The organism is Thalassoglobus sp., assembly GCF_048270125.1.
In the GTDB taxonomy this organism is placed as follows: Bacteria; Planctomycetota; Planctomycetia; order Planctomycetales; family Planctomycetaceae; genus Thalassoglobus.
Genome location: NZ_JBLWTN010000010.1, coordinates 32,752 through 51,799 on the forward strand (window position 1 = coordinate 32,752; position 19,048 = coordinate 51,799).

Here is a 19,048-nt window from a genome sequence, read left to right on the forward strand (position 1 = left end):
GCGAGGCCTTTGACTTGGTCATCTCCCTCGTTGTTGGAATCAACGTTGGGATCAACAATTCCTGCAGTGACGGCTTCGCGGCGAATTGTTTCCGTTGAGCAAGTCGAACGGTGGTAAGCAAACCGAAAGCTGGCCCTCACAATATTCCGCCCACATCGAGATTCCGCCCACATCGAGCCCATATTGACCAATTTTACAATTTTCCAGTACGTTCCCGGTGAATAAGAATGTACTCGCTTAGCAAAGTCTGAATCAGCCAGCCTGTTTTGGCGACTGATTCGAGCAATTGAACGTGATCTCTCAGAAACTGAGGAAGTCCGTCATGGCACAAGTGACCGACTAATCCTTAGTGATTGACCACGATTTCAGTAGCCCTGCGAGAACATGTTTGAAAGAGAAGAACGCATTCTGCCGCGTAGACAATGAGTGATTCGGCAGATGAAAAGCGATCTTCACGGAGTCAGGAAACTCTAAAACCAGCACGGGAACTTGTGGCATGGTCGCTTTTCTCAGCGTTTGAGAGAGCGAATTCAGGTCTCAGGATCTGTGCTAAAGAGTTTGAGAGCTTCACTACACTTAAATGGAATGGCAAAGGAATGCCTGCACGAAGACTCACAATCGTTCAAATGATCCCCGAATTAAACGGTGGAGGGGTCGAACGTGGAACGATTGAACTTTCTGAAGAGTTAGTCCGCCAAGGACATCGATCGATTGTGATTTCAGCAGGTGGCCGGCTCGTGGAACAATTGCACAGCCACGGGGCTGAGCATATCGAGTGGAACATCCGTGCGAAATCTCCTCTCAGTTTGCGCTGGATCTGGCCGCTTCGCAATTTCTTACTCAAAAACAAAGTAGATGTCGTTCATGCCAGATCAAGAATCCCAGCCTGGATTGCTTATCTTGCCTGGAAAGGGATGAATCAGCAGAGACGTCCCCACTTTGTCACCACTGCTCATGGATTGTATAGCGTCAATCGTTACAGCGAAGTGATGACCAAAGGAGAACGTGTCATCGCGATCTCAGAAACCGTTCGCGATTATTTGCAGACGAATTATTCAAAAATTAAGATCGACTCCATCACTCTCATCCCGCGCGGCATCGACCCGCTGGATTTCCCGCGAGGGTTTCAGCCATCACAAGAGTGGCAACAGGCCTGGTTCGAAGAGTTCCCAGAACTGGTCGGTCGACCGGTCATCTCTCTAATCGGTCGCATGACCCGACTGAAAGGGCATCAGGATCTGATCGAGATCATCGATCGGTTACGGAATCAGATCCCAGAGATCAGAGCACTCATCGTGGGGGGTGTCGATCCTCGTCGTGCCCAGTACGCAGAAGAGATCCGAAAAGAAGTGGCTCGACGAAATCTGGAACAGCACATCATCTTCGCTGGGCATCGTTCAGAAATTCGAGAAATCTATTCGGCCTCAAATGTTGTCCTGTCGCTCACTTCAAACCCTCCTGAAGCATTCGGAAGAACAACGGTCGAAGCGCTCACCATGGGTGTCCCTGTTGTCGGGTACGATCATGGTGGGACCGGTGAGATTCTCCGAAACGTTTTCCCGGAAGGACTCGTCCCGGCGGGAGACCTTGAATCAGCGGCCAAACAAATTCAAAAGATGATCCAAAATGAAATCAAAGTCCCCAGCGAACACCCTTATTTAAAATCGAAAATGCTGGAGGACACATTGTCAGTTTACGAAGAGCTGGCAGCTTAGAACACTTCCATGTTTCCAGCGTCAGCCAAGACTGTTTTCATATCGTGAAGCCCCCGTTGCCACGAGGCAGAACGCGTACAACTTAAAAACACCAGATAACTGAGTGCCTGCAGACTTCTCTCAGGATTGAAGAATCCCAAGAGCGCTGAGCAAATCGGTTCTAAAAAATCACGAGGACGGAGCCTCCCATTATGAATTGGAATCAGGAACGGCAAGTGGAACGGCTCACGAAGGCTGCGCAGGCAATTCAGCGAAAGTCACAACGTGACCTCGCTGGCGAGGACCCGACAATCAACTTCTTCGGGATCTTTCTTGTCGCACATGTTTTGATCTGGACCATTCTGGCGTCGCTGACTCAACCGAATTTGCCGGACGAAACACTCCAGTTGCTGACCGCTGGTCAGTCTCCCGCCTGGGGATACTTTGATCAGCCACCGCTGGCAGTCTGGATGATGTCCTTCGTCTCGACGATTTTTGCCCCCGCTGCCTGGCCGGCATACTTCATGGCACAGGTTTGTATTGCCACCTGCATGTGGGCCGCCTGGAAAATCGGCAAAGACTTTCTACACCCCTGGACAGCCATCTGCGGAGCGATTGTTCTGGAAGGCTGTTTTTTCTTTACAATTGGATCGACAGCCTTCTCGAGTGCACACTTGGCTGGCTGCTTCTGGGCACTCGGAATCCTCGCGTTGTATCAGGGATTTCACCTGGAACACCGACGTGACTGGGTCATTGTCGGGATATGCTTGGGGTTGGGGATGCTCAGCCACTACAGCACCGCGTTGCTGATTCTTTCAATGGTCACCTTCTCATTGTTAAACCATCAGGCTCGACGATGTTGGGACACTTCCTGGCCATTTCTCGCTGGAGCAATTGCTGGCGTGATTGTTCTGCCACACTTCTGGTGGGCTTGGTCGAACGATTTCAGCACCGTTTCAACAGCGATGCACGGTTGGAAGTCGATCAGCAGCCGAGGGCAGTTCACGATCCAATTTTTGATCTCTCAAATTTTTGCCGTTGTTCCGATTCTGCTATTGCTTATCCCTGTGATTGCCTCGTTTCGTTTTGATGAACCGACAACTTCAGAAGATGAAGAACGAGACTTTGTCCGCCAGTACTTACTGGTCGTCACACTACTTCCAGCCGCGCTCATGTTCGCTTTAGCTCTAATCGTTGGTGTTGATCTGGGCTCGACGGGTCTCACACTTTGGACCTTCATTGGTGTCCTGCTGCTGTTGTGGTCGGACCTTGAAGAGAATCGTATCGCCTGGAGACGCGTAATCTTGCACAGCGGAACTGTCGGTGGTGGATTCGCGGCGTTGCTCGTCATTTCGAACTTCATGCTTCCTTACATCATGAACAGCAGCCAACCTAAGGACATCCATTTCCCCGGAAAACAACTCGCGAAGGAAGTCCGTTCGATCTGGAAGAACAGAGGCTACGAGCAAAAGCTTGCGATTATCGCTGGTCCTGGCCGACTGGCTCAAAACGCAAGTTGGTACCACGGGACGGTTCAGCGGCCGCTCGCGTACAATGACATGGACGATTCGAAATCGGTTGGGGTGGACGACGCTGCACTTCTGAAAAGTGGCGGAATCATCCTTTGGACGGATGCCGACTTACCCAATGATGAAAATCAGGTTGCCGACGTCGACTACTCCAACGACGGCTTGATGGTCCGCTTCCAGTCAGAGACTCAGCCGAACAAAATCGAGTTCATGGAAGAGCCAATCACACTTCAATGGGGGAAAACCAAGAAAAGCGAACCGATTCGGGTTTACGTCGCCCTGGTCCATCCATTCCAGCAAGCCACTGAGGAAGGTGAACCGGAGCTTGTCTTCCCAATTGAAGAGCTGCAACTCGACAATCAAACGGCTGCCATCAACACCAGCCTGATACGCTGACTCTCCACTCAATTCATGATAGCATTTTTACTGGAGAGATGCGTTCTTCACGGGCAAACGGTAGAGCAAACTGCTCTAGAAAGTCAGCGATGACGCAACGAGCAGAACGACTACTTGCCTTCGCTTGCCCAACGTCTGTATTGCTCGGCGTTGCGACGGTACGTTTCTCGAACTTGTTTGTTTCGCGTTGAGTTCAACTGGGCTTGAATTTCCTGATCGTAAACTTCAGGTGTTTCGGGGCCAAGGTCGCCAGTGTTTTGGATCCAGTCGTTCAATCGCTCTCGGTGTTTCGCGAGTGCGTTCTTGTGCGCAGGGTCGTCAGCAAGATTTCTCGTTTGCCAGGGATCAATTCCGTAAAGATACAGTTCCTCAGCTGGGCGAATTGGAGAAAAGAGGAGTTGTTCGGAGAGCGAATTGAGCTTTCCTTCGGCATGTAACTCTCGAAGTCGCTGCACGATCAGCTTGCCATCTTTATATGAACTCGGCATCAAGTGAGGTCGCAACGGATAGAAGTTCTTGATGTAAAGATACTCGTCGGTCCGAACAGAGCGAATCCAATCGGCAGCCTCACCACAACGATCACGTGCAGCAAACAAGGCTGACTTTTGTTTGTAGTTCGGCGAGAGCAGATCGTCTCCCTGCATGATCTTCGGAACCTGAATCCCAGCAGCAGCCAAAGAGAGAGCAGCGATGTCGATATGTTCAACCAAGTCGCTGCGAGTCTTACCTCTCTCGACTCCTGGTCCAGTGATGATCAACGGGATGTGTGTCCCTTCGTCGTAGAGGAACTGCTTGCCGCGTGCATGGCTGATGCCGTGGTCGGTGAAGAAGACAATCAAAGTATTGGCGAGCAGATTCTCTCGCTTCAATCTTTCGATCACCAAGCCGACGTGATGATCTGTCAGTCGGACGCTGTCGAGGTAAGTCGACCAGTCTCTCAGGAGAACGGGATCGCGAGGATAGTATGGAGGAAGCTGCACAGACTGCGGCTCGGTAATGCTGCCGAAGACTTTTTCGATTTGCTTATCAAACTTGTCATAGCTTGCCACGGATGCACCGCGCAGCTTTCCTCCATGCAACTGGACCTGCATGAAGAACGGTTGGTCATTTTTTCGTTTCGCCCAGTCGTTGCTGTCGTAGATCGACTTGTCCCAATCAAAGTTGTAGTCCGTCTTCCCCAGTCTATTTTTTGTCGACGGAGTCAGCGGCAACATCCTGTAATCGAAATCCGTCAATCCACTTCCTATGCAGGTGTAATAGCCTGCTTCCTGAAAGATGGCTGGAATCGGCTGCACACCTTCTGGCAATTGAATGCGATGTTCTCCCTGACCACTACGGTGGTGATGCGCGCCGATCGAAGTCTGGTACATTCCCGTGATCAGAGCTGAACGAAATGGAGAACAGACGGGTGAAGTCGCGTACGCATGCGTAAACCGAATTCCTGCTGCTGCCAATTGGTCGACATGCGGTGTCTGTATCGTCTTCTCGCCATAGCACGAAAAATTTGCGGACATATCATCGACAACAAACCACAGAACATTTGGCCTCTCGGCGGCTGAGAGTGAAGATGTCAAAAGCACGATCGCACAGAGGCAGATCGACGAGAACCCTCTTGTCATTGTCATGTGTTGTGTCACTCCTTGCCATGTGCCCCCAAACTGACTTTGCAATTCATCCTGAATAACTTACACAATTCTCCCCAGTTTTACTCTCCAGGCTGCTTCTTTCCCCTCGCCTCCCTCTCCCAAAATCTCGATCAATCTCATTCAAAACGACCAGGTCAGGATGGACGAATGCCTGACGCCAAGAAAAAATCTCGACCAGATCGCGGACTCAGTTCCGGTCATAGGGGTTGACTGATACACTGCTGTACAATCACAGTGCAAAATTTGCACTGTCCAAGAAGCACTGTTCGAACTTGGTCTGTCTCAAGCAGGCAGCCTTAAGAACTCAGTCCCAAGAATAGAGTCCGACAAATCCAGCCAGAGCAGCCATGTGTTGCGGAGCACGTTGGACACCCTCGTTCGAAGCCCGGCACACTTTAAGGGTGAGCATGGGCGATCCAGCCACATTTGTTTGACCTCCCTTCAGATCCTCGAGTTTCCACCATGAATAAAGTTGTTTGGGGCCTGGTCGTGCTCCTGATTATCATTCACCAGGACGTTTGGTTCTGGGACGATCCCACGTTGTTGTTCGGGTTTTTGCCGATCGGTCTTGCCTATCATGCAGGGATTTCTATTGCCGCTGCAGTCACCTGGTTTCTGGCAACGCTCTACTGCTGGCCAGAAGAGCTTGCTGAAGTCCAACCGGTCGAACCAGCAAACGAAGGAGGGCCGACCACATGATTCCTCTAATCATTGTTTGCTGCTATCTACTAATGTTGCTGGGACTTGGAGCTTTTGCGAGCCGCATGTTTCAGGGAACAAGTAAGGACTACATGCTTGCCAGTCATAGCATTGGTCCATTCCTGCTGTTGATGTCGATTTTCGGAACGACCATGACAGCCTTCGCACTCGTCGGTTCAAGCGGCGAAGCGTACAAAGAAGGCATCGGAGTTTATGGTCAGCTTGCCTCATCGAGTGGAATCATTCACTCGCTCTGCTTCTTCCTGATTGGAGTTAAGGTTTATACCTTCGGGAAAAAATACGGATACACCACCCAAATCCAGTTCTTCCGAGACCGCTTCGAGAGCGACAAGATTGGGATTCTTCTCTTTCCAATCCTGGTTGGTCTCGTCATTCCGTACCTTCTCATTGGTGTGATGTCCGCTGGAACAGTCGTTTCAAATATTACCGAGGGAGCCTTCACGAACTGGTTCCCTCAATACGATTATGGTGTCCCCCCCTGGCTGGCATCCTTCGTCATTTGCATCGTCGTCCTGGTTTACGTTTTCTTTGGTGGAATGCGTGGAACCGCTTGGGCGAACGCTTTCCAGACAGTCATTTTCATGATCCTGGGAGTGGTCACTTTTTACATTATCTCAAGTGAACTGGGAGGGCTTGAAGCCGCGAGCAAGACTGTCGCGGAGAAGCACCCGAGTAAACTGATGAGATCTGTCGCTCCTGTTGAACAGGAGACTTACGAGAAAGATTTCGCGATCTGGAAGAAGCTCGCCAGCTACAACTATGCAGTTGACAAAAAAGGCTTCAGCCTGACTCCAGAACAGAAGCAGGCCGCACATGAGAAAATGGCCCCCGGCCCTCCTTGGTCGTTAAGATTTCGTCAGTTACGAGCGGAAGCGGCCTACAGTGTTGCTCAAAATTTGCTCCCGGAGCTGACAGAGGAAGAACAAAAAGTTGCTGAACTCTCGCAGAACGACCGGATTGTCCCAGATCCACTTCCGGAAAACTTCATCACAATGCCGATGTCGGACTTCCCGGAAGCAGCCTGGCAACCGATCGCCAAAAAATATTTTGCGGAGTCGATTGGTCACCCGGATGAAGAAGGGAAAATGACCAACAAGCAAGCTCTGGGGCGCTACAGAGCAATGCGTTGGGCCCCTGAAGAACCAAGAGGACTCGATAAGTGGGCGTTTCTCACCTATCTATTCATCCCGCTTTCAGTCGGAATGTTCCCACACCTGTTTCAGCACTGGCTCACAGCTAAGAGCGCGAACAGCTTCAAGCTGCCTGTCATCGCTCATCCGATTTTCATCGCGATTGTTTGGGTTCCTTGTGTGCTGGTCGGAGTCTGGGCGACCTCAGCAGCCATGCCGGATAACCCTCGGGTTGCACTCGTCCCACCGCACTTCAACCCTAACGGCGTGCTCGCCTATATGGTTGGTCAATTAACTGGAGACGTTCTTTCAGGCTTCCTGACTGCCGGAATTCTGGCAGCCATTATGTCTTCTTTAGACAGTCAGTTCTTGTGCATCGGCACAATGTTCACTGAAGACATTGCCGTGCACTACGGTGGAAAAGATCGTTTCAGCGACAAACAGACGGTCTTCATGGCAAGGTTATTTATCATCTTGATTGTGGCGATCACGTACTGTTTCAGCCTCCTTGAAGTCCGGCGAGTCTTCACACTGGGAGTTTGGACGTTCAGCGGATTTGCGAGCCTGTTCCCGCTCATTCTTGCCAGTTTGTACTGGAAGCGAATGACAAAATTCGGTGCGTATGCCTGTATTCTGGCATCGATCGGGTCTTGGATCTGGCTGTTCCGCGAATCGAACTTCGGAAAGATTCCGGACTTTACCTATTTCGGAATGCAACCTGTCGCAACAATGATCGCAGCCTCCACGGCAGCTTTAGTGATTGTTTCTCTCATCACATCGCCACCGAGTGAGGCAACACTTGCGAAGTTCTTCCCTACTGATAAGAAGTCAGCAGGTTAATCCGCAGTCTCTCTAAACGGTCAACCTCCCTATGAGGTTGACCGTTTTTTCATCTGAATTTTTAGAATCTCGGGATATCATTCCATAGTCATGTGGCAGTCGATTGAAATTGGTGGCAAGGAAGCAGAAGCGTTTTTGCCCGAGAACCGAACTTCGAATCATGCAATCATTTACTTGCATGCACATGGTGAAGAACGCCTGTCTGAGAAGGATGAGTTCACGAACCTGTTCGAGAAATATGGATACCCGGTCATCTGTCCGCGCGGGAAAAAAGGCTGGTGGATGGATGTTGTGTGCGAAGAGTTTGATCCAGAAACAACTCCGATGGAGTACGTTCGCAACGACGTCGTTCATTGGATCGAGAAGGAACTCCAAATTTCCGCTCCCAACCTGGCATTGCTCGGCATTAGCATGGGGGGGCAAGGGGCGCTCAACATCTCATACCGATATGCGTTGACGTTTCCGATTGTCGCTGCAATTTCCTCCGCAGTCGATTTCCACAAAGCTTACGGTCAGGGCTTTCCGCTCGATCAAATGTTCGCAAGTGCAGAGCTGGCACGGCAACAGTCAGCCGTTTTGCATATCCATCCACTCAACTGGCCGAAATTTCATTTCTTCGCCTGCGATCCGATGGACCCAACCTGGTTTGAAGGCAACGAAATCCTCGCCAGCAAGTTGTCGTCATCGGGAATCATGTACGAATGTGACCTGAAGACATCTCATGGAGGTCACAACTGGCGGTACTTCACTGCCATGGCTGAAAAATCGATGGAATTTATCGATCACGCCTTCAAAAAAATGTCGTAGATGCCTCCCCACTATAAAAAAATCCGCAACACAAGTGGTGCTGCGGATCGTTGCAAGTGTGGGACGCGATTCGTCTGGAAGCAATCGCAAACTGGGAGTTCCAATTCGCTGCTCAATTGGATGACTTCAACTGGTTGAACAGGATTTGCGTTCCATCTTTCCCCGCCAGCACAATATCAAGATCACCATCGCCATCGATATCTGCCGTCCGAATTTGCAGGCCAATTCCAACGCTCCCGCTTTCGATGATGTGCTTGGTAAACTTCCCAGCTTCATCAATCGTGTAGTAGCAAACGACAGGGTCTTGCTTCCCTCCTGGGTCATTTCCATTGTGGGCTCGGACTCGTTTCCCGGTGATCAGTTCTTCCACGCCATCTCCATCGAGATCAGCAAAAAGGATGCAATGCAACTGTGAAAAGTCTTTGTCGACCACTTCTTCGCGGAATTTCAATTTACCATCGGCATCTTTTCCATCTGCGTACCAGATGAACAAACCAAAATCGTGCGGGTTCCCCCAGACAATGTCGTTCTTGCCGTCCTTGTTCATGTCTCGAACGAGGACGGGATCGCTCCAATGAGCATCCCAGTCAGCATGATAGACCCAGGGCTCAGTAAGAGGATCACCTTCAGGGCGTTCATGCCAGCCAGTGCCTGTCAGAATGTCTTCTCGACCATCGTTGTTGATATCGCCAAAACCGAACCCATGTCCTTGACCTTGTGCCTCTCCTCCTTCGTGAATCAAATTACGCTTGAGCACTGGCACTGTGACAGTTTTCGTGTTGACCTTATTGCCTTGCTTCACAGCAATTTCTTCTGTTTTGGAATCAAATGACCAGATGATCAACGGGTTCTTTTTGTTCCAGGAGTTCGAGATCCACTCAGGGACGCCGTCCCCATTGAAATCGTGCATGAAGCTCGCTTCGTTCTGGCTGAGACCTGTATCAACGAGAAGATGCTCCTTCCACATAAATCCATTATGTAGCGCTTCTGGACCAGGATTTTCATACCAGTGAACTGTCGTTTGGAAGAATCCTCCGGCGACGATGTCGACATGCCCATCCTGATTAACGTCGTAAGCGAAATCCCCGTTCGAGTGGACGTATCCATTGACATCATCAAACGCTCGCACAGGTCGAGCAACCCAGTCCCCATTCCGGAACCAAAACCGTCCCGCACAGACATCAAGTTTGCCGTCCCCATCGAAGTCAGCGACGTCGCAACCTTCGTTAGCATCGACCGCCAGCCATTTGACTTGAAACTTAACAGGATGCTCAGCCTGAGCTGCTAACGGGAAAGAGATGAGAACAGCGAGAAACAAGAGAAGACGCGACATTGGAGTCCTTCATTTCGATCAAAGAGAATATAACAGATCTCATGTATGACGAATTGTTTGACTCGAATCAACCAATCCGAGTCAAACCTGAGTGAAATACCAACAAGGGGAGCCCCATTTCCTTGCAGAATTGCGCGACCATGCTCCATGAAAGCCTGAAGCAGAATTTCGCTTTGACACCCATCAGAAGTTGCCATGCGAATGAACTGGAAATCGAGAAAACGAATCAGTAAGATCCGTTCTGGTCACGGCACACAGGAATCTCACTTTGGCATGTGAGTTGCTTTTGCTCCCACCGAATGAGTTGGATGTAGCATTTCAAGCATTTCTTGCAGGGACGAGTGCTACATGAGAGCCTTACTTGCATACAAATTAAGCAAAACTGCCTCTCGGATCAGCAACCAGCTGCCCCAAACATCAGCATGAAGCAAATGATTCGATTGTTTTTGTGAAGACAAAACAAGCGATTCACCAGATTTCTCGGGCGTTGCAGTTCTGACGTCCGCGCTCGAAAGTCGGAATTCAACTATGTTTGCGAGACCACCTCGCAGGTTCCTGGTTGACGTCAGGTGACAATCACTTACTAAGGATTTATTGATGAGCAGCTCAAAAGCAAAATTGGAGTACATCTGGCTTGATGGTTACAAACCCACACAAAGCCTACGAAGTAAGACGAAAATCGTTTCAAATTTCAGCGGAAAGCTTGAAGATTGTCCGATCTGGAGCTTTGATGGTTCGTCTACTCAACAGGCAGAAGGGGGATCTTCAGACTGTCTCATCAGACCAGTGGCACTCTACCCAGATGCCGCTCGTAAGAACGGCTGGTTGGTCATGACGGAAGTCCTCAACCCCGATGGAACTCCTCACGAATCGAATGGTCGAGCCACAATTGTCGACAACGATGAAGACTTCTGGTTTGGCTTTGAGCAGGAATACACAATTTGGGACATCAGTATTAACCGTCCCATCGGTTTCCCGGCAGAAGGATACCCTGGACCACAGGGGCCTTATTACTGCTCAGTTGGCTCCACGAATGCCATCGGTCGCGACCTTGTCGAAGAACACCTCGATGAGTGCCTTGATGCAGGTCTCAACGTTGAGGGAATCAACGGCGAAGTGATGATGGGACAATGGGAGTTCCAAATTTTCGCGAAAGGGGCAGCAGAAGCTGGCGACCAGATTTGGGTTGCTCGCTACCTCCTCGAACGTTGTGGCGAAAAGTATGGCTACAAAATCAACTGGCACTGTAAGCCAATGAAAGGAGACTGGAACGGTTCGGGTATGCACGCGAACTTCTCCAACACGCTCCTTCGTGAAGCAGGCGACAAAGCGATTTACGACAAAATCTGTCAAGCTTTCGAGCCAACAGTTCAGGAGCACATCGCTGTGTACGGAGCCGACAACGACCAACGTTTAACCGGCTTCCACGAAACCCAGCGTATCGACCAGTTCAGTTACGGTGTTTCAGACCGAAGTGCTTCGATCCGTATTCCAATCGCGACTGTTGAATCTGGCTGGAAGGGCTGGCTCGAAGATCGTCGCCCTGCTTCAAACGCCGATCCTTACAAAGTTGCAGCAGTGATCATCGACACAGTCAAAAAAGCCTGTGCAAAATTGTAGGAATCTTCAACGACTCGAAGACCTGAACAACAGCGTTGTGATTCGTTTGATCGCAACTGCTTGTTGAGATCTTGCGAGTGCGAAGATTCGATCTTGAATTGAAATCGTTAAACGCCCGGCAGTCATGTCGGGCGTTTTTCTTTTCCCAAAGCGTTCTTCTCCCGCAGTTTCTCCCGTACTTTCGTTGTTTCCAACACAAAAAAAATGAGGCCTCTCTCTTTGGTCGAACGACACTTGCAGCCTGCGAGGCTGGCTGACAGAATACCTGATGGTGTGTCCACTATTTTACGAGACTCGACCGTATGGCATGGTCGGCAGACAAAAGTTGTTTCTTCATGCTGGCGAAATTATTGACGTACTCAATCTTCGGGATCGATGCGAGACCGGTCGAAGTCGAGGTTGATATTTCACCGGCATCAATGCCGAAAACGATTCTCGTTGGCTTAGCTGAGGCAGCCGTTAAAGAGAGCACCCATCGTATCGAACGGGCATTAGTCAACAGCGGATACACTCGCCCGGTCGACCGGATTGTCATCAACCTTTCGCCGGCTGACTTTCCTAAAGAGGCGTCATCATTTGACCTCCCGATTGCTCTGGGAGTCCTCGCAGCCAGCGGTCAATTAGAAACGTCTCAGTTCTCCGACTACAGCGCCGTCGGGGAACTGGCACTTGATGGAGTTGTTCGCAAGGTTCGCGGTGCGCTTTCAATGGCGCTTCAAGCACGTGCCAACGGAAAGAAGGGTCTGATCGTTCCGGTTGAAAACTCCCGCGAAGCAGCGGTCGTCGATGGCATCGACGTTATTCCAGTCGGCTCACTGGCGGAAGCAGTTGGCTTTTACACTGGAGTACTCCCCATCGATCCGGTCCCGTTCAGTTGGGACGATGCCGTCGAAGAACGTGGTACATATCCCTTTGACTATTCTGATGTCAAAGGGCAGGAGATGGCGAAGCGAGCTGTCACCGTCGCAGCTGCCGGTCGGCATCACCTGCTGATGATTGGTTCCCCAGGAACGGGGAAGACATTGCTTGCACAAAGATTAGGAACCATCCTGCCTCCTCTTTCAGCTGAGGAATCGTTAGAGACAACTCGCATCTACAGTGCTGTTGGTCGACTGGAAGAAGGTGAATCTTTGCTTCTGCAACGCCCTTTCCGATCCCCTCACCACACGATTTCACAAGCGGGACTGGTCGGTGGCGGAAGTATCCCGACTCCGGGTGAGATTAGCCTGGCGCATCACGGCATCCTGTTTTTAGACGAGTTGCCAGAATTCAATCGGAACACGCTCGAAGTGATGCGGCAACCACTCGAAGAAAGCCGCGTCACAATTTCCCGAGCTGTTGGATCTGTGACCTTCCCAGCCAGCTTGATGCTGGTCTCTGCAATGAATCCCTGTCCCTGTGGGTATCGTGGAGATCCCAAACGGCAATGTCACTGCTCGCCAATGCAGATCGAAAGGTATCTGTCGAAGATCAGCGGGCCACTGCTCGACCGGATCGACATACACATCGAGGTTCCTCCGGTCCCGTTTCGAGAACTCTCCGCACAAACTGAAGGGACTCGCAGCGAAGCCATGCGAGAACAAGTCATTGTCGCCAGAGAAGCACAGCGAGAGCGATTCGGGAAAGATGGCACGCTGGTCAACGGTACGATGGCTCCCCAACAAATTCGAAAGTATTGCAAGCTCAGCAAAGAAGCGGAGTCGTTGCTCAAAGCTGCTATGGAAGAAATGGGACTTTCCGCACGCGCACACGATAAAATTCTTCGCGTCAGTCGCACGATCGCTGACCTCGATCAAGCGGAATTCATCGACGTTTCGCACCTCACCGAGGCGATCAATTACCGCACACTGGACCGGAGTTCCTGGACGCAATAGATGATACAAAACACGGAATGTGGACCAGATTACAGAGTCATTCTACTCGGCGCCAGTAACCTCACATTAGGGCTGCCGCGATTGGTCCATTCATTGCGAACATCTCTTCCTGGAACAGTCGAAGTAATCTCCGCTCACGGACATGGGCGATCTTATCTGAAGTGGAGCTACGTCTTCTATCGCGGCTTACCTTCGATCACTCATTGTGATTTGTGGAGCGATCTCGAAAAACGCCCAGCTGCAAAAGAGACTTATGCTCTCGTCACAGATTTAGGGTGCGATCTGTTTTATGGGGCAAAGCCCCAGCCAATTATCGATGCGGTTGGAATCTGCCTGAATCGGCTGTCGCAACTCGGAGCGAAGACCGTCTTCGTTCGCCCGCCACTAGATCGTTTGTATCAAATCAGTGACTGGCACTATTACGTGGTGAAGAATATTTTCTTCCCGGGACCAACTGTTCGCTGGCCGCTGATGCGAGAATACATTACCGAAGTCGACCAAGGCGTTTTGGGAATTGCCGAAGGTCTGGGCTGTTCGATTGTTGCCCCCAATATCAGCTGGTTCGGATTCGATCCGATTCACATCAAACGCACGCAGCGAAACTTTGCCTGGCAAGAAATCGTAAAAACATGGAGGGGACCGGAGTCGCTGCAAATTGCCGCCCCGGGTCTCGCGGAATCCTTCCATACCTGGACGAGAAAAGCCTCGTCCAGAAAAGTCTGGTGGATCCCGAACACTCACTCCCAGCCGAGTTACCAATGGCCTGATGGGTCATCCCTGTCAGTCTACTAGAGCAGTCTGCTCTACCGTGTGCCCGTGAAAATCGCGTTTCTCTAGTACAAATGCTGTTCGCCACGAGGCAGAACCTGCAAACCAATTCGAAAGATGCTCTAAAGAGTCGTTTTGTAAATCACTTACAGGTTCTGGCTCACATTTCACGCAAGTTCATGCAAAGGTGAAGCCTACGCTCTCAGCGAAGAATTCATTTCACCGAACGAACTCTTCCCGACGCAAATTGGCTTTCACGACAGAGTTATTCAATTACTGGAGCTGGGATTGGATCGACCGCTCGATTTTGGTTTCTGAGACCTTCTGCTTGAAGCTGTTCGATTTTTTTAAGGATGAGTTCCTGGCGAGCTTCGATTTCTCCACGAAGTTGATTCAACTCATCTCGAAGCTCCGTGACCTGCAACGAAGCATCATCGACGAGCAGATGCGAGTCATCGTAGAAATGATTGTGATCTGCAAAGAGCGGGCTGAGGCTCTCCGGAATTCGGTGGCGACGTGAATTCAGAACGAGGCGGGCTTTATCGTCCAGATCCTCCCAGAGAATTGGAGCGACTTGAACATCAAGGATCTCCTGCTTTCTGCGGATCGTCAACGTGACTGCTTCACCTTCACTCTTCCGGACTTCGCTTTGCAGATGTGCTAAGGAGAGAATCGGTTGATCGTTGATCTGCATTAAAAGGTCAAACTTTTGAAGTCCTCCGATTGCTGCTGGACCGTCGTCGATCACTGCCGTTACGAGGAGCCCCTCTTGATCACGTACTCCCAACAGCTCATGGTACCCATCTGGAATTTTCTTGACCGTTACGCCAATGAAATACAGATCGTTCGGCTCAAGCACGGATTCTGAAACCCGATACGGCTTCACCAGATCTCGAACAATGACAGGAGCTCGAATCCCATCTTCTGAATCAAAAGAGTACTTCTTTCCATCCGGCCCGGTAATGATGATTCTGTTGCGCGTTTGCAGATCAGTCTGATCGATCACAGCCCTTTCATCCTGAACTGGAACAGCGTCATCGACACCAGGTTCAACAACTGGAGAGACAACCTGAACCTCACTCATCGCTCGAGTTGAGAGAGCAGCTGTTATTGTTAAAACAAAGAGAGTGTGAAATGAGTAGGTTTTCATTGTTCTTTCCTGTCATGTTAACGATGTCTTTGAAGATTCCACGTTGGTGATTCAGCAGTGGACGGCTTCCTTGGAGAAGAGAAATTTGGCCTCAATCGTTGCTAGAGCATCTTTCGAATTGGTGTACAGGTTCTTCCTCGTGGCGAACAGCTATTTTATTGATCAAACGCGTTCTTGACGGGCACACGGTAGAGCAAATTGCTCCAGAACCGGTCCGAAAACTTGTGGAATGCTCATCGACACGGACTGCGGTCATGACATTTCTCTCCGCTTCGTCTTCTTCTCTGCAGGTCCTTCTTCATTTCGATAATGCAGAAACCGCGCCAATCTGGAAATTTCTTCAGAGGGAGTTCATCAACACTGCCAAGATTTGAATGACAACCTGCCAGCTGGAATGGGATTTGCTTTTCACATTCAACCTAAATTGATTTTGATCTGAAAGAGTCTGATGGATTTTATTGTTCGAACTTATCAGTGGATCATGCGTGATGAATTGCTCACCTTCTCACTGGTACTTGTAATTGTGTTCGGTGCATGGGTTTTTGTATCGATCGCCGAAGAGGTCGTCGAAGGTGAAAGCCATGAACTCGACAAACGGATCTTGTTGAGTTTGAGAGATGCGGAGAATCGAAGTGATCCGATTGGACCGACTTGGTTTGAAGAGATGGCCCGCGATATCACCGCACTCGGCAGCGTCGTTGCGCTCATGATATTCACCGCGACGACGGCGGGATACCTGTACTTCACCAAACAGCCGTGGATTGCAGTCTTCGTAGTGATCGCCGTCCTGAGTGGAACGGCAATGAGCTCTGCATTAAAACTCGGCTTCAATCGGCCTCGTCCAGATCTCGTGCCTCACAAAACTCGCATCTACACAAAAAGTTTCCCGAGCGGTCACTCTGCGATGTCATCGATCGCTTATTTAACACTGGGAGCAGTCATGGCCCGCGCTGAACGCAGACGGAGAGCAAAGGTGTTTCTGCTGGCTGTGCCGGTCTTTCTGCTGCTTATCGTTGGAGTGAGTCGCGTTTATCTTGGAGTGCACTGGCCGACCGATGTATTAGCAGGTTGGGCTTTTGGCGTATCGTGGGCGGCTGCCTCGTGGTTAATTTTTGAACTCCTGCAACGTCGCTTCCATCTTAACGTTCAACCAGAATCTTCATCGCCTTAAGAATTCCGAGACTGTGAAGACCGACAACAGTGTTGCAAGGGGACTCGGCTCACGTCAGTCAGTCAGTCGTCAGGCTTTCTTGACGAATTCAGACTTCAACTGCATCGACCCGAATCCATCGATCTTGCAATCGATGTCGTGGTCCCCTTCGATCAACCGTATGTTTTTAACCTTCGTGCCCGCCTTCAGCACAGATGACGCCCCTCTAACCTTGAGGTCTTTGATCACCAACACCGCATCGCCGTTATTCAACTCATTCCCGTTCGCATCTTTCCACACACGAGCCTCCTCCGATGCCTCCATTTCATCACGAGTCCATTCATGGGCGCATTCGGGACATACAAGAAGATTGCGATCTTCGTAGGTATAAACCGATTGGCATTCGGGGCAAGGGGGCAAAGTGGTCATTTCACTCATCTCCAGTCGTCGTAACTTCTTCGATGCAGATTCGCTCTGCTCTCTGCCAGATCAATATAGCAATCTGCGCCCGCTAAGGCATCCTTGCGAAATTCGCCGACAGCTGAGTCTACAGTTGAGTCAACAACTGACCTGCACCCTCCGAACTTGGATGAATCAAGACGTGTCTCGAAGGCTTGAGCAGACTTTTTGCCCCACTCATCGAATTCCACCGGGATATCATTTCAGCATGAGTGAACCACTTGTTCCAATCCAGAAATCGCCATGATGAAAGATTTTCGGACCAGTTCTTATTAAACTCCTTGAATGGATCCAATCACTCAACTCATTTTATTAACAGCCATCGCTGGAGCCGCCATTCCAGTCGGTGGTTTTATTGCCTCAATCGAACATATCCGACCGCAATGGTTGGAGGAAGAATTTCGGCACACCGTCATGGCGTTCGGTGGAGGGGCATTGATCTCTGCAGTCGCACTGGTGCTGATCCCTGATGGAACCTCAATGATCGCCACATGGGAAGTGATTGTGGCCTTTGCATTGGGAGGACTGTGTTTTTGGGGGCTGCAAGTGTTACTCGACCGCAGTCAATCCTCCGCATCGCAACTCGCTGCAATGTTGTCCGACTTCATTCCCGAAGTCATCGCACTCGGAGCTGTTATTGCGAGCGGGAAAACAGGTGCCGTTTTATTAGCGTTGATCATTGCGTTGCAAAATGTCCCTGAGGGATTCAACTCTTATCGAGAACTCAATAGCAGCGGGATTCCGAGGAAGAGAATCTTGTTTTGGTTTACCATCGCTGCGATGCTCGGTCCGCTCTTGGGCGTGTTCGGATATCAGATCATCGCCGAACAGACAAGAATCCTCGGATGGATGCAAGTGTTTGCAGCTGCTGGCATCCTCTACCTTGTTTTTGAGGACGTCGCCCCACAGGTCACGCTGAAGAACAGTCGTTTTCCGTCCCTTGGTGCTCTGCTCGGTTTCTTACTCGGATTGATCGGGAAGTTACTCGAAAGTTAATGATGAACTTCAAAGACCAAAACAATCAAGTCTCCCAAGCCGCGATCTTCGCGACTGCCTTTCCGGTTCCGGGGCAGGAACATCAATGGGAACAAGCACTCGGAGATCTGATTCGAACTTCATCGACCTTCCCCGGTCATCAAGGCTCGATGGTTCTGCAACCTGAATCTCCAGATCAGCATTACTATCGCGTGATCACCAAGTTCGACACCCATGAAAACATGCGTCGCTGGTACGAATCCGATGAACGTGAAGCAAAAATTGCACAGCTCGAACCGTTCGAGCAACAGCCCGCAGAAGTCCAGCATCTGACCGGATTTGAGACATGGTTCATTCCTCCCGAGAGCTCAGATGCGACGGCCAAAGCACCTCCGAAGTATAAAATGTTTGTCGTGGTTTGGATTGCAGTCTACCTGGCTGTCCTGCCAATGATCTCTATCCTGAGACCCTTGACGGACGGGATTCCACAACTTTTAGCAAGTGCACTATTGGCAGCCACCAGTGTCGCAATGATGACATGGATCGTCCTGCCGCTTCTGACGAAGCTTTTCCAAGGCTGGTTGTACCCGAAAGCCTAAGTTTCTCAGCTCTCACGAATCATGAACAACAGCTTACAATGACAGCAAACATGACAATTACAGCAATTTTCTTCGTGTCTTTGAGCTGAACCACGCCACATTGCGACTTGTGGTTCATTCAAGCTGGATTAACATCCAACGACATTTGTGAAGCCAGCAAGTTATAGCGTCGGAGGGAGACTTCAAGACAACTGCCGATCCAGGACCGCGAGAACACAATACAATCTCCTAAGACGTTCGACACAAAAGACTTAAGTCACTCAACACGCAAAAGCACAATCCTCAAGCCGAGATACCACAGATCATTTGCGTGGGCTGTGTCACAGCGGCGATTCGCGAAGATGTTGCACAGTCAAAC

Annotated in this window: 15 protein-coding genes; 11 read left to right on the plus strand and 4 right to left on the minus strand. The window is 50.3% G+C overall.

From position 1 onward, the window contains the following. The first annotated feature begins 596 nt into the window (after window positions 1-596). Together ACN0YR_RS13370 and ACN0YR_RS13375 are read left to right on the plus strand one after the other, a co-directional pair. A complete protein-coding gene (locus ACN0YR_RS13370) occupies window positions 597-1,715 on the plus strand; it encodes a glycosyltransferase family 4 protein (protein WP_417849735.1) in 1,119 nt (372 codons plus the stop codon). A gap of 191 nt (window positions 1,716-1,906) precedes the next feature. Next, a complete protein-coding gene (locus ACN0YR_RS13375) occupies window positions 1,907-3,619 on the plus strand; it encodes a glycosyltransferase family 39 protein (protein WP_417849736.1) in 1,713 nt (570 codons plus the stop codon). 110 nt (window positions 3,620-3,729) lie between these two features. Here ACN0YR_RS13375 and ACN0YR_RS13380 read toward each other — a convergent pair whose 3' ends face one another. Continuing rightward, window positions 3,730-5,244 carry a sulfatase gene (locus ACN0YR_RS13380; RefSeq protein WP_417849737.1) on the minus strand — a complete coding sequence of 505 codons (1,515 nt, stop codon included), beginning with the start codon at window positions 5,242-5,244 and terminating at the stop codon, window positions 3,730-3,732. A 483-nt stretch (window positions 5,245-5,727) separates the two neighbouring features. Here ACN0YR_RS13380 and ACN0YR_RS13385 point away from each other — a divergent pair, with 483 nt between their 5' ends. The 3 genes from ACN0YR_RS13385 (at window position 5,728) to ACN0YR_RS13395 (ending at window position 8,762) form a co-directional block, all read left to right on the plus strand. Next, a complete protein-coding gene (locus ACN0YR_RS13385) occupies window positions 5,728-5,964 on the plus strand; it encodes a DUF3311 domain-containing protein (protein ID WP_417849738.1) in 237 nt (78 codons plus the stop codon). Further along, a complete protein-coding gene (locus ACN0YR_RS13390) occupies window positions 5,961-7,955 on the plus strand; it encodes a sodium:solute symporter family protein (protein WP_417849739.1) in 1,995 nt (664 codons plus the stop codon). Before ACN0YR_RS13385 ends, ACN0YR_RS13390 begins: the two co-directional genes overlap by 4 nt. 90 nt (window positions 7,956-8,045) lie before the next feature. Then, window positions 8,046-8,762 (plus strand): alpha/beta hydrolase-fold protein, encoded by a 717-nt coding sequence (locus ACN0YR_RS13395; protein WP_417849740.1) that lies wholly within the window; start codon window positions 8,046-8,048, stop codon window positions 8,760-8,762. 112 nt (window positions 8,763-8,874) lie between these two features. Here ACN0YR_RS13395 and ACN0YR_RS13400 read toward each other — a convergent pair whose 3' ends face one another. Then, complete coding sequence (locus ACN0YR_RS13400) at window positions 8,875-10,095, minus strand: FG-GAP repeat domain-containing protein (protein WP_417849741.1); 1,221 nt, start codon at window positions 10,093-10,095, stop codon at window positions 8,875-8,877. A gap of 597 nt (window positions 10,096-10,692) precedes the next feature. Here ACN0YR_RS13400 and ACN0YR_RS13405 point away from each other — a divergent pair. The 3 genes from ACN0YR_RS13405 (at window position 10,693) to ACN0YR_RS13415 (ending at window position 14,381) form a co-directional block, all read left to right on the plus strand. Next, on the plus strand, window positions 10,693-11,715 hold the full coding sequence (locus ACN0YR_RS13405) for a glutamine synthetase beta-grasp domain-containing protein (protein WP_417849742.1): 1,023 nt from the start codon (window positions 10,693-10,695) through the stop codon (window positions 11,713-11,715). A 335-nt stretch (window positions 11,716-12,050) separates the two neighbouring features. Next, window positions 12,051-13,589: a YifB family Mg chelatase-like AAA ATPase gene (locus ACN0YR_RS13410; RefSeq protein ID WP_417849834.1), complete on the plus strand. Its 1,539-nt coding sequence runs from the start codon at window positions 12,051-12,053 to the stop codon at window positions 13,587-13,589. Beyond that, complete coding sequence (locus tag ACN0YR_RS13415; protein WP_417849743.1) at window positions 13,590-14,381, plus strand: hypothetical protein; 792 nt, start codon at window positions 13,590-13,592, stop codon at window positions 14,379-14,381. It begins immediately after the preceding gene. Between the two features lie 241 nt (window positions 14,382-14,622). Here ACN0YR_RS13415 and ACN0YR_RS13420 read toward each other — a convergent pair whose 3' ends face one another. After that, on the minus strand, window positions 14,623-15,507 hold the full coding sequence (locus ACN0YR_RS13420) for a PDZ domain-containing protein (RefSeq protein ID WP_417849744.1): 885 nt from the start codon (window positions 15,505-15,507) through the stop codon (window positions 14,623-14,625). 448 nt (window positions 15,508-15,955) lie between these two features. Between ACN0YR_RS13420 and ACN0YR_RS13425 the strand changes: the two genes are divergently transcribed. Continuing rightward, window positions 15,956-16,678, plus strand: a complete 723-nt coding sequence (locus ACN0YR_RS13425) for a phosphatase PAP2 family protein (protein WP_417849745.1) — start codon at window positions 15,956-15,958, stop codon at window positions 16,676-16,678. Between the two features lie 69 nt (window positions 16,679-16,747). Here the strand turns inward: ACN0YR_RS13425 and ACN0YR_RS13430 are convergent, their stop codons facing one another. Then, window positions 16,748-17,086, minus strand: a complete 339-nt coding sequence (locus ACN0YR_RS13430) for a zinc ribbon domain-containing protein YjdM (RefSeq protein WP_417849746.1) — start codon at window positions 17,084-17,086, stop codon at window positions 16,748-16,750. A gap of 315 nt (window positions 17,087-17,401) precedes the next feature. Between ACN0YR_RS13430 and ACN0YR_RS13435 the strand changes: the two genes are divergently transcribed. Continuing rightward, window positions 17,402-18,112: a ZIP family metal transporter gene (locus tag ACN0YR_RS13435; RefSeq protein WP_417849747.1), complete on the plus strand. Its 711-nt coding sequence runs from the start codon at window positions 17,402-17,404 to the stop codon at window positions 18,110-18,112. After that, complete coding sequence (locus ACN0YR_RS13440; RefSeq protein WP_417849748.1) at window positions 18,112-18,690, plus strand: antibiotic biosynthesis monooxygenase; 579 nt, start codon at window positions 18,112-18,114, stop codon at window positions 18,688-18,690. Before ACN0YR_RS13435 ends, ACN0YR_RS13440 begins: the two co-directional genes overlap by 1 nt. The last annotated feature ends 358 nt before the right edge of the window (window positions 18,691-19,048 follow it).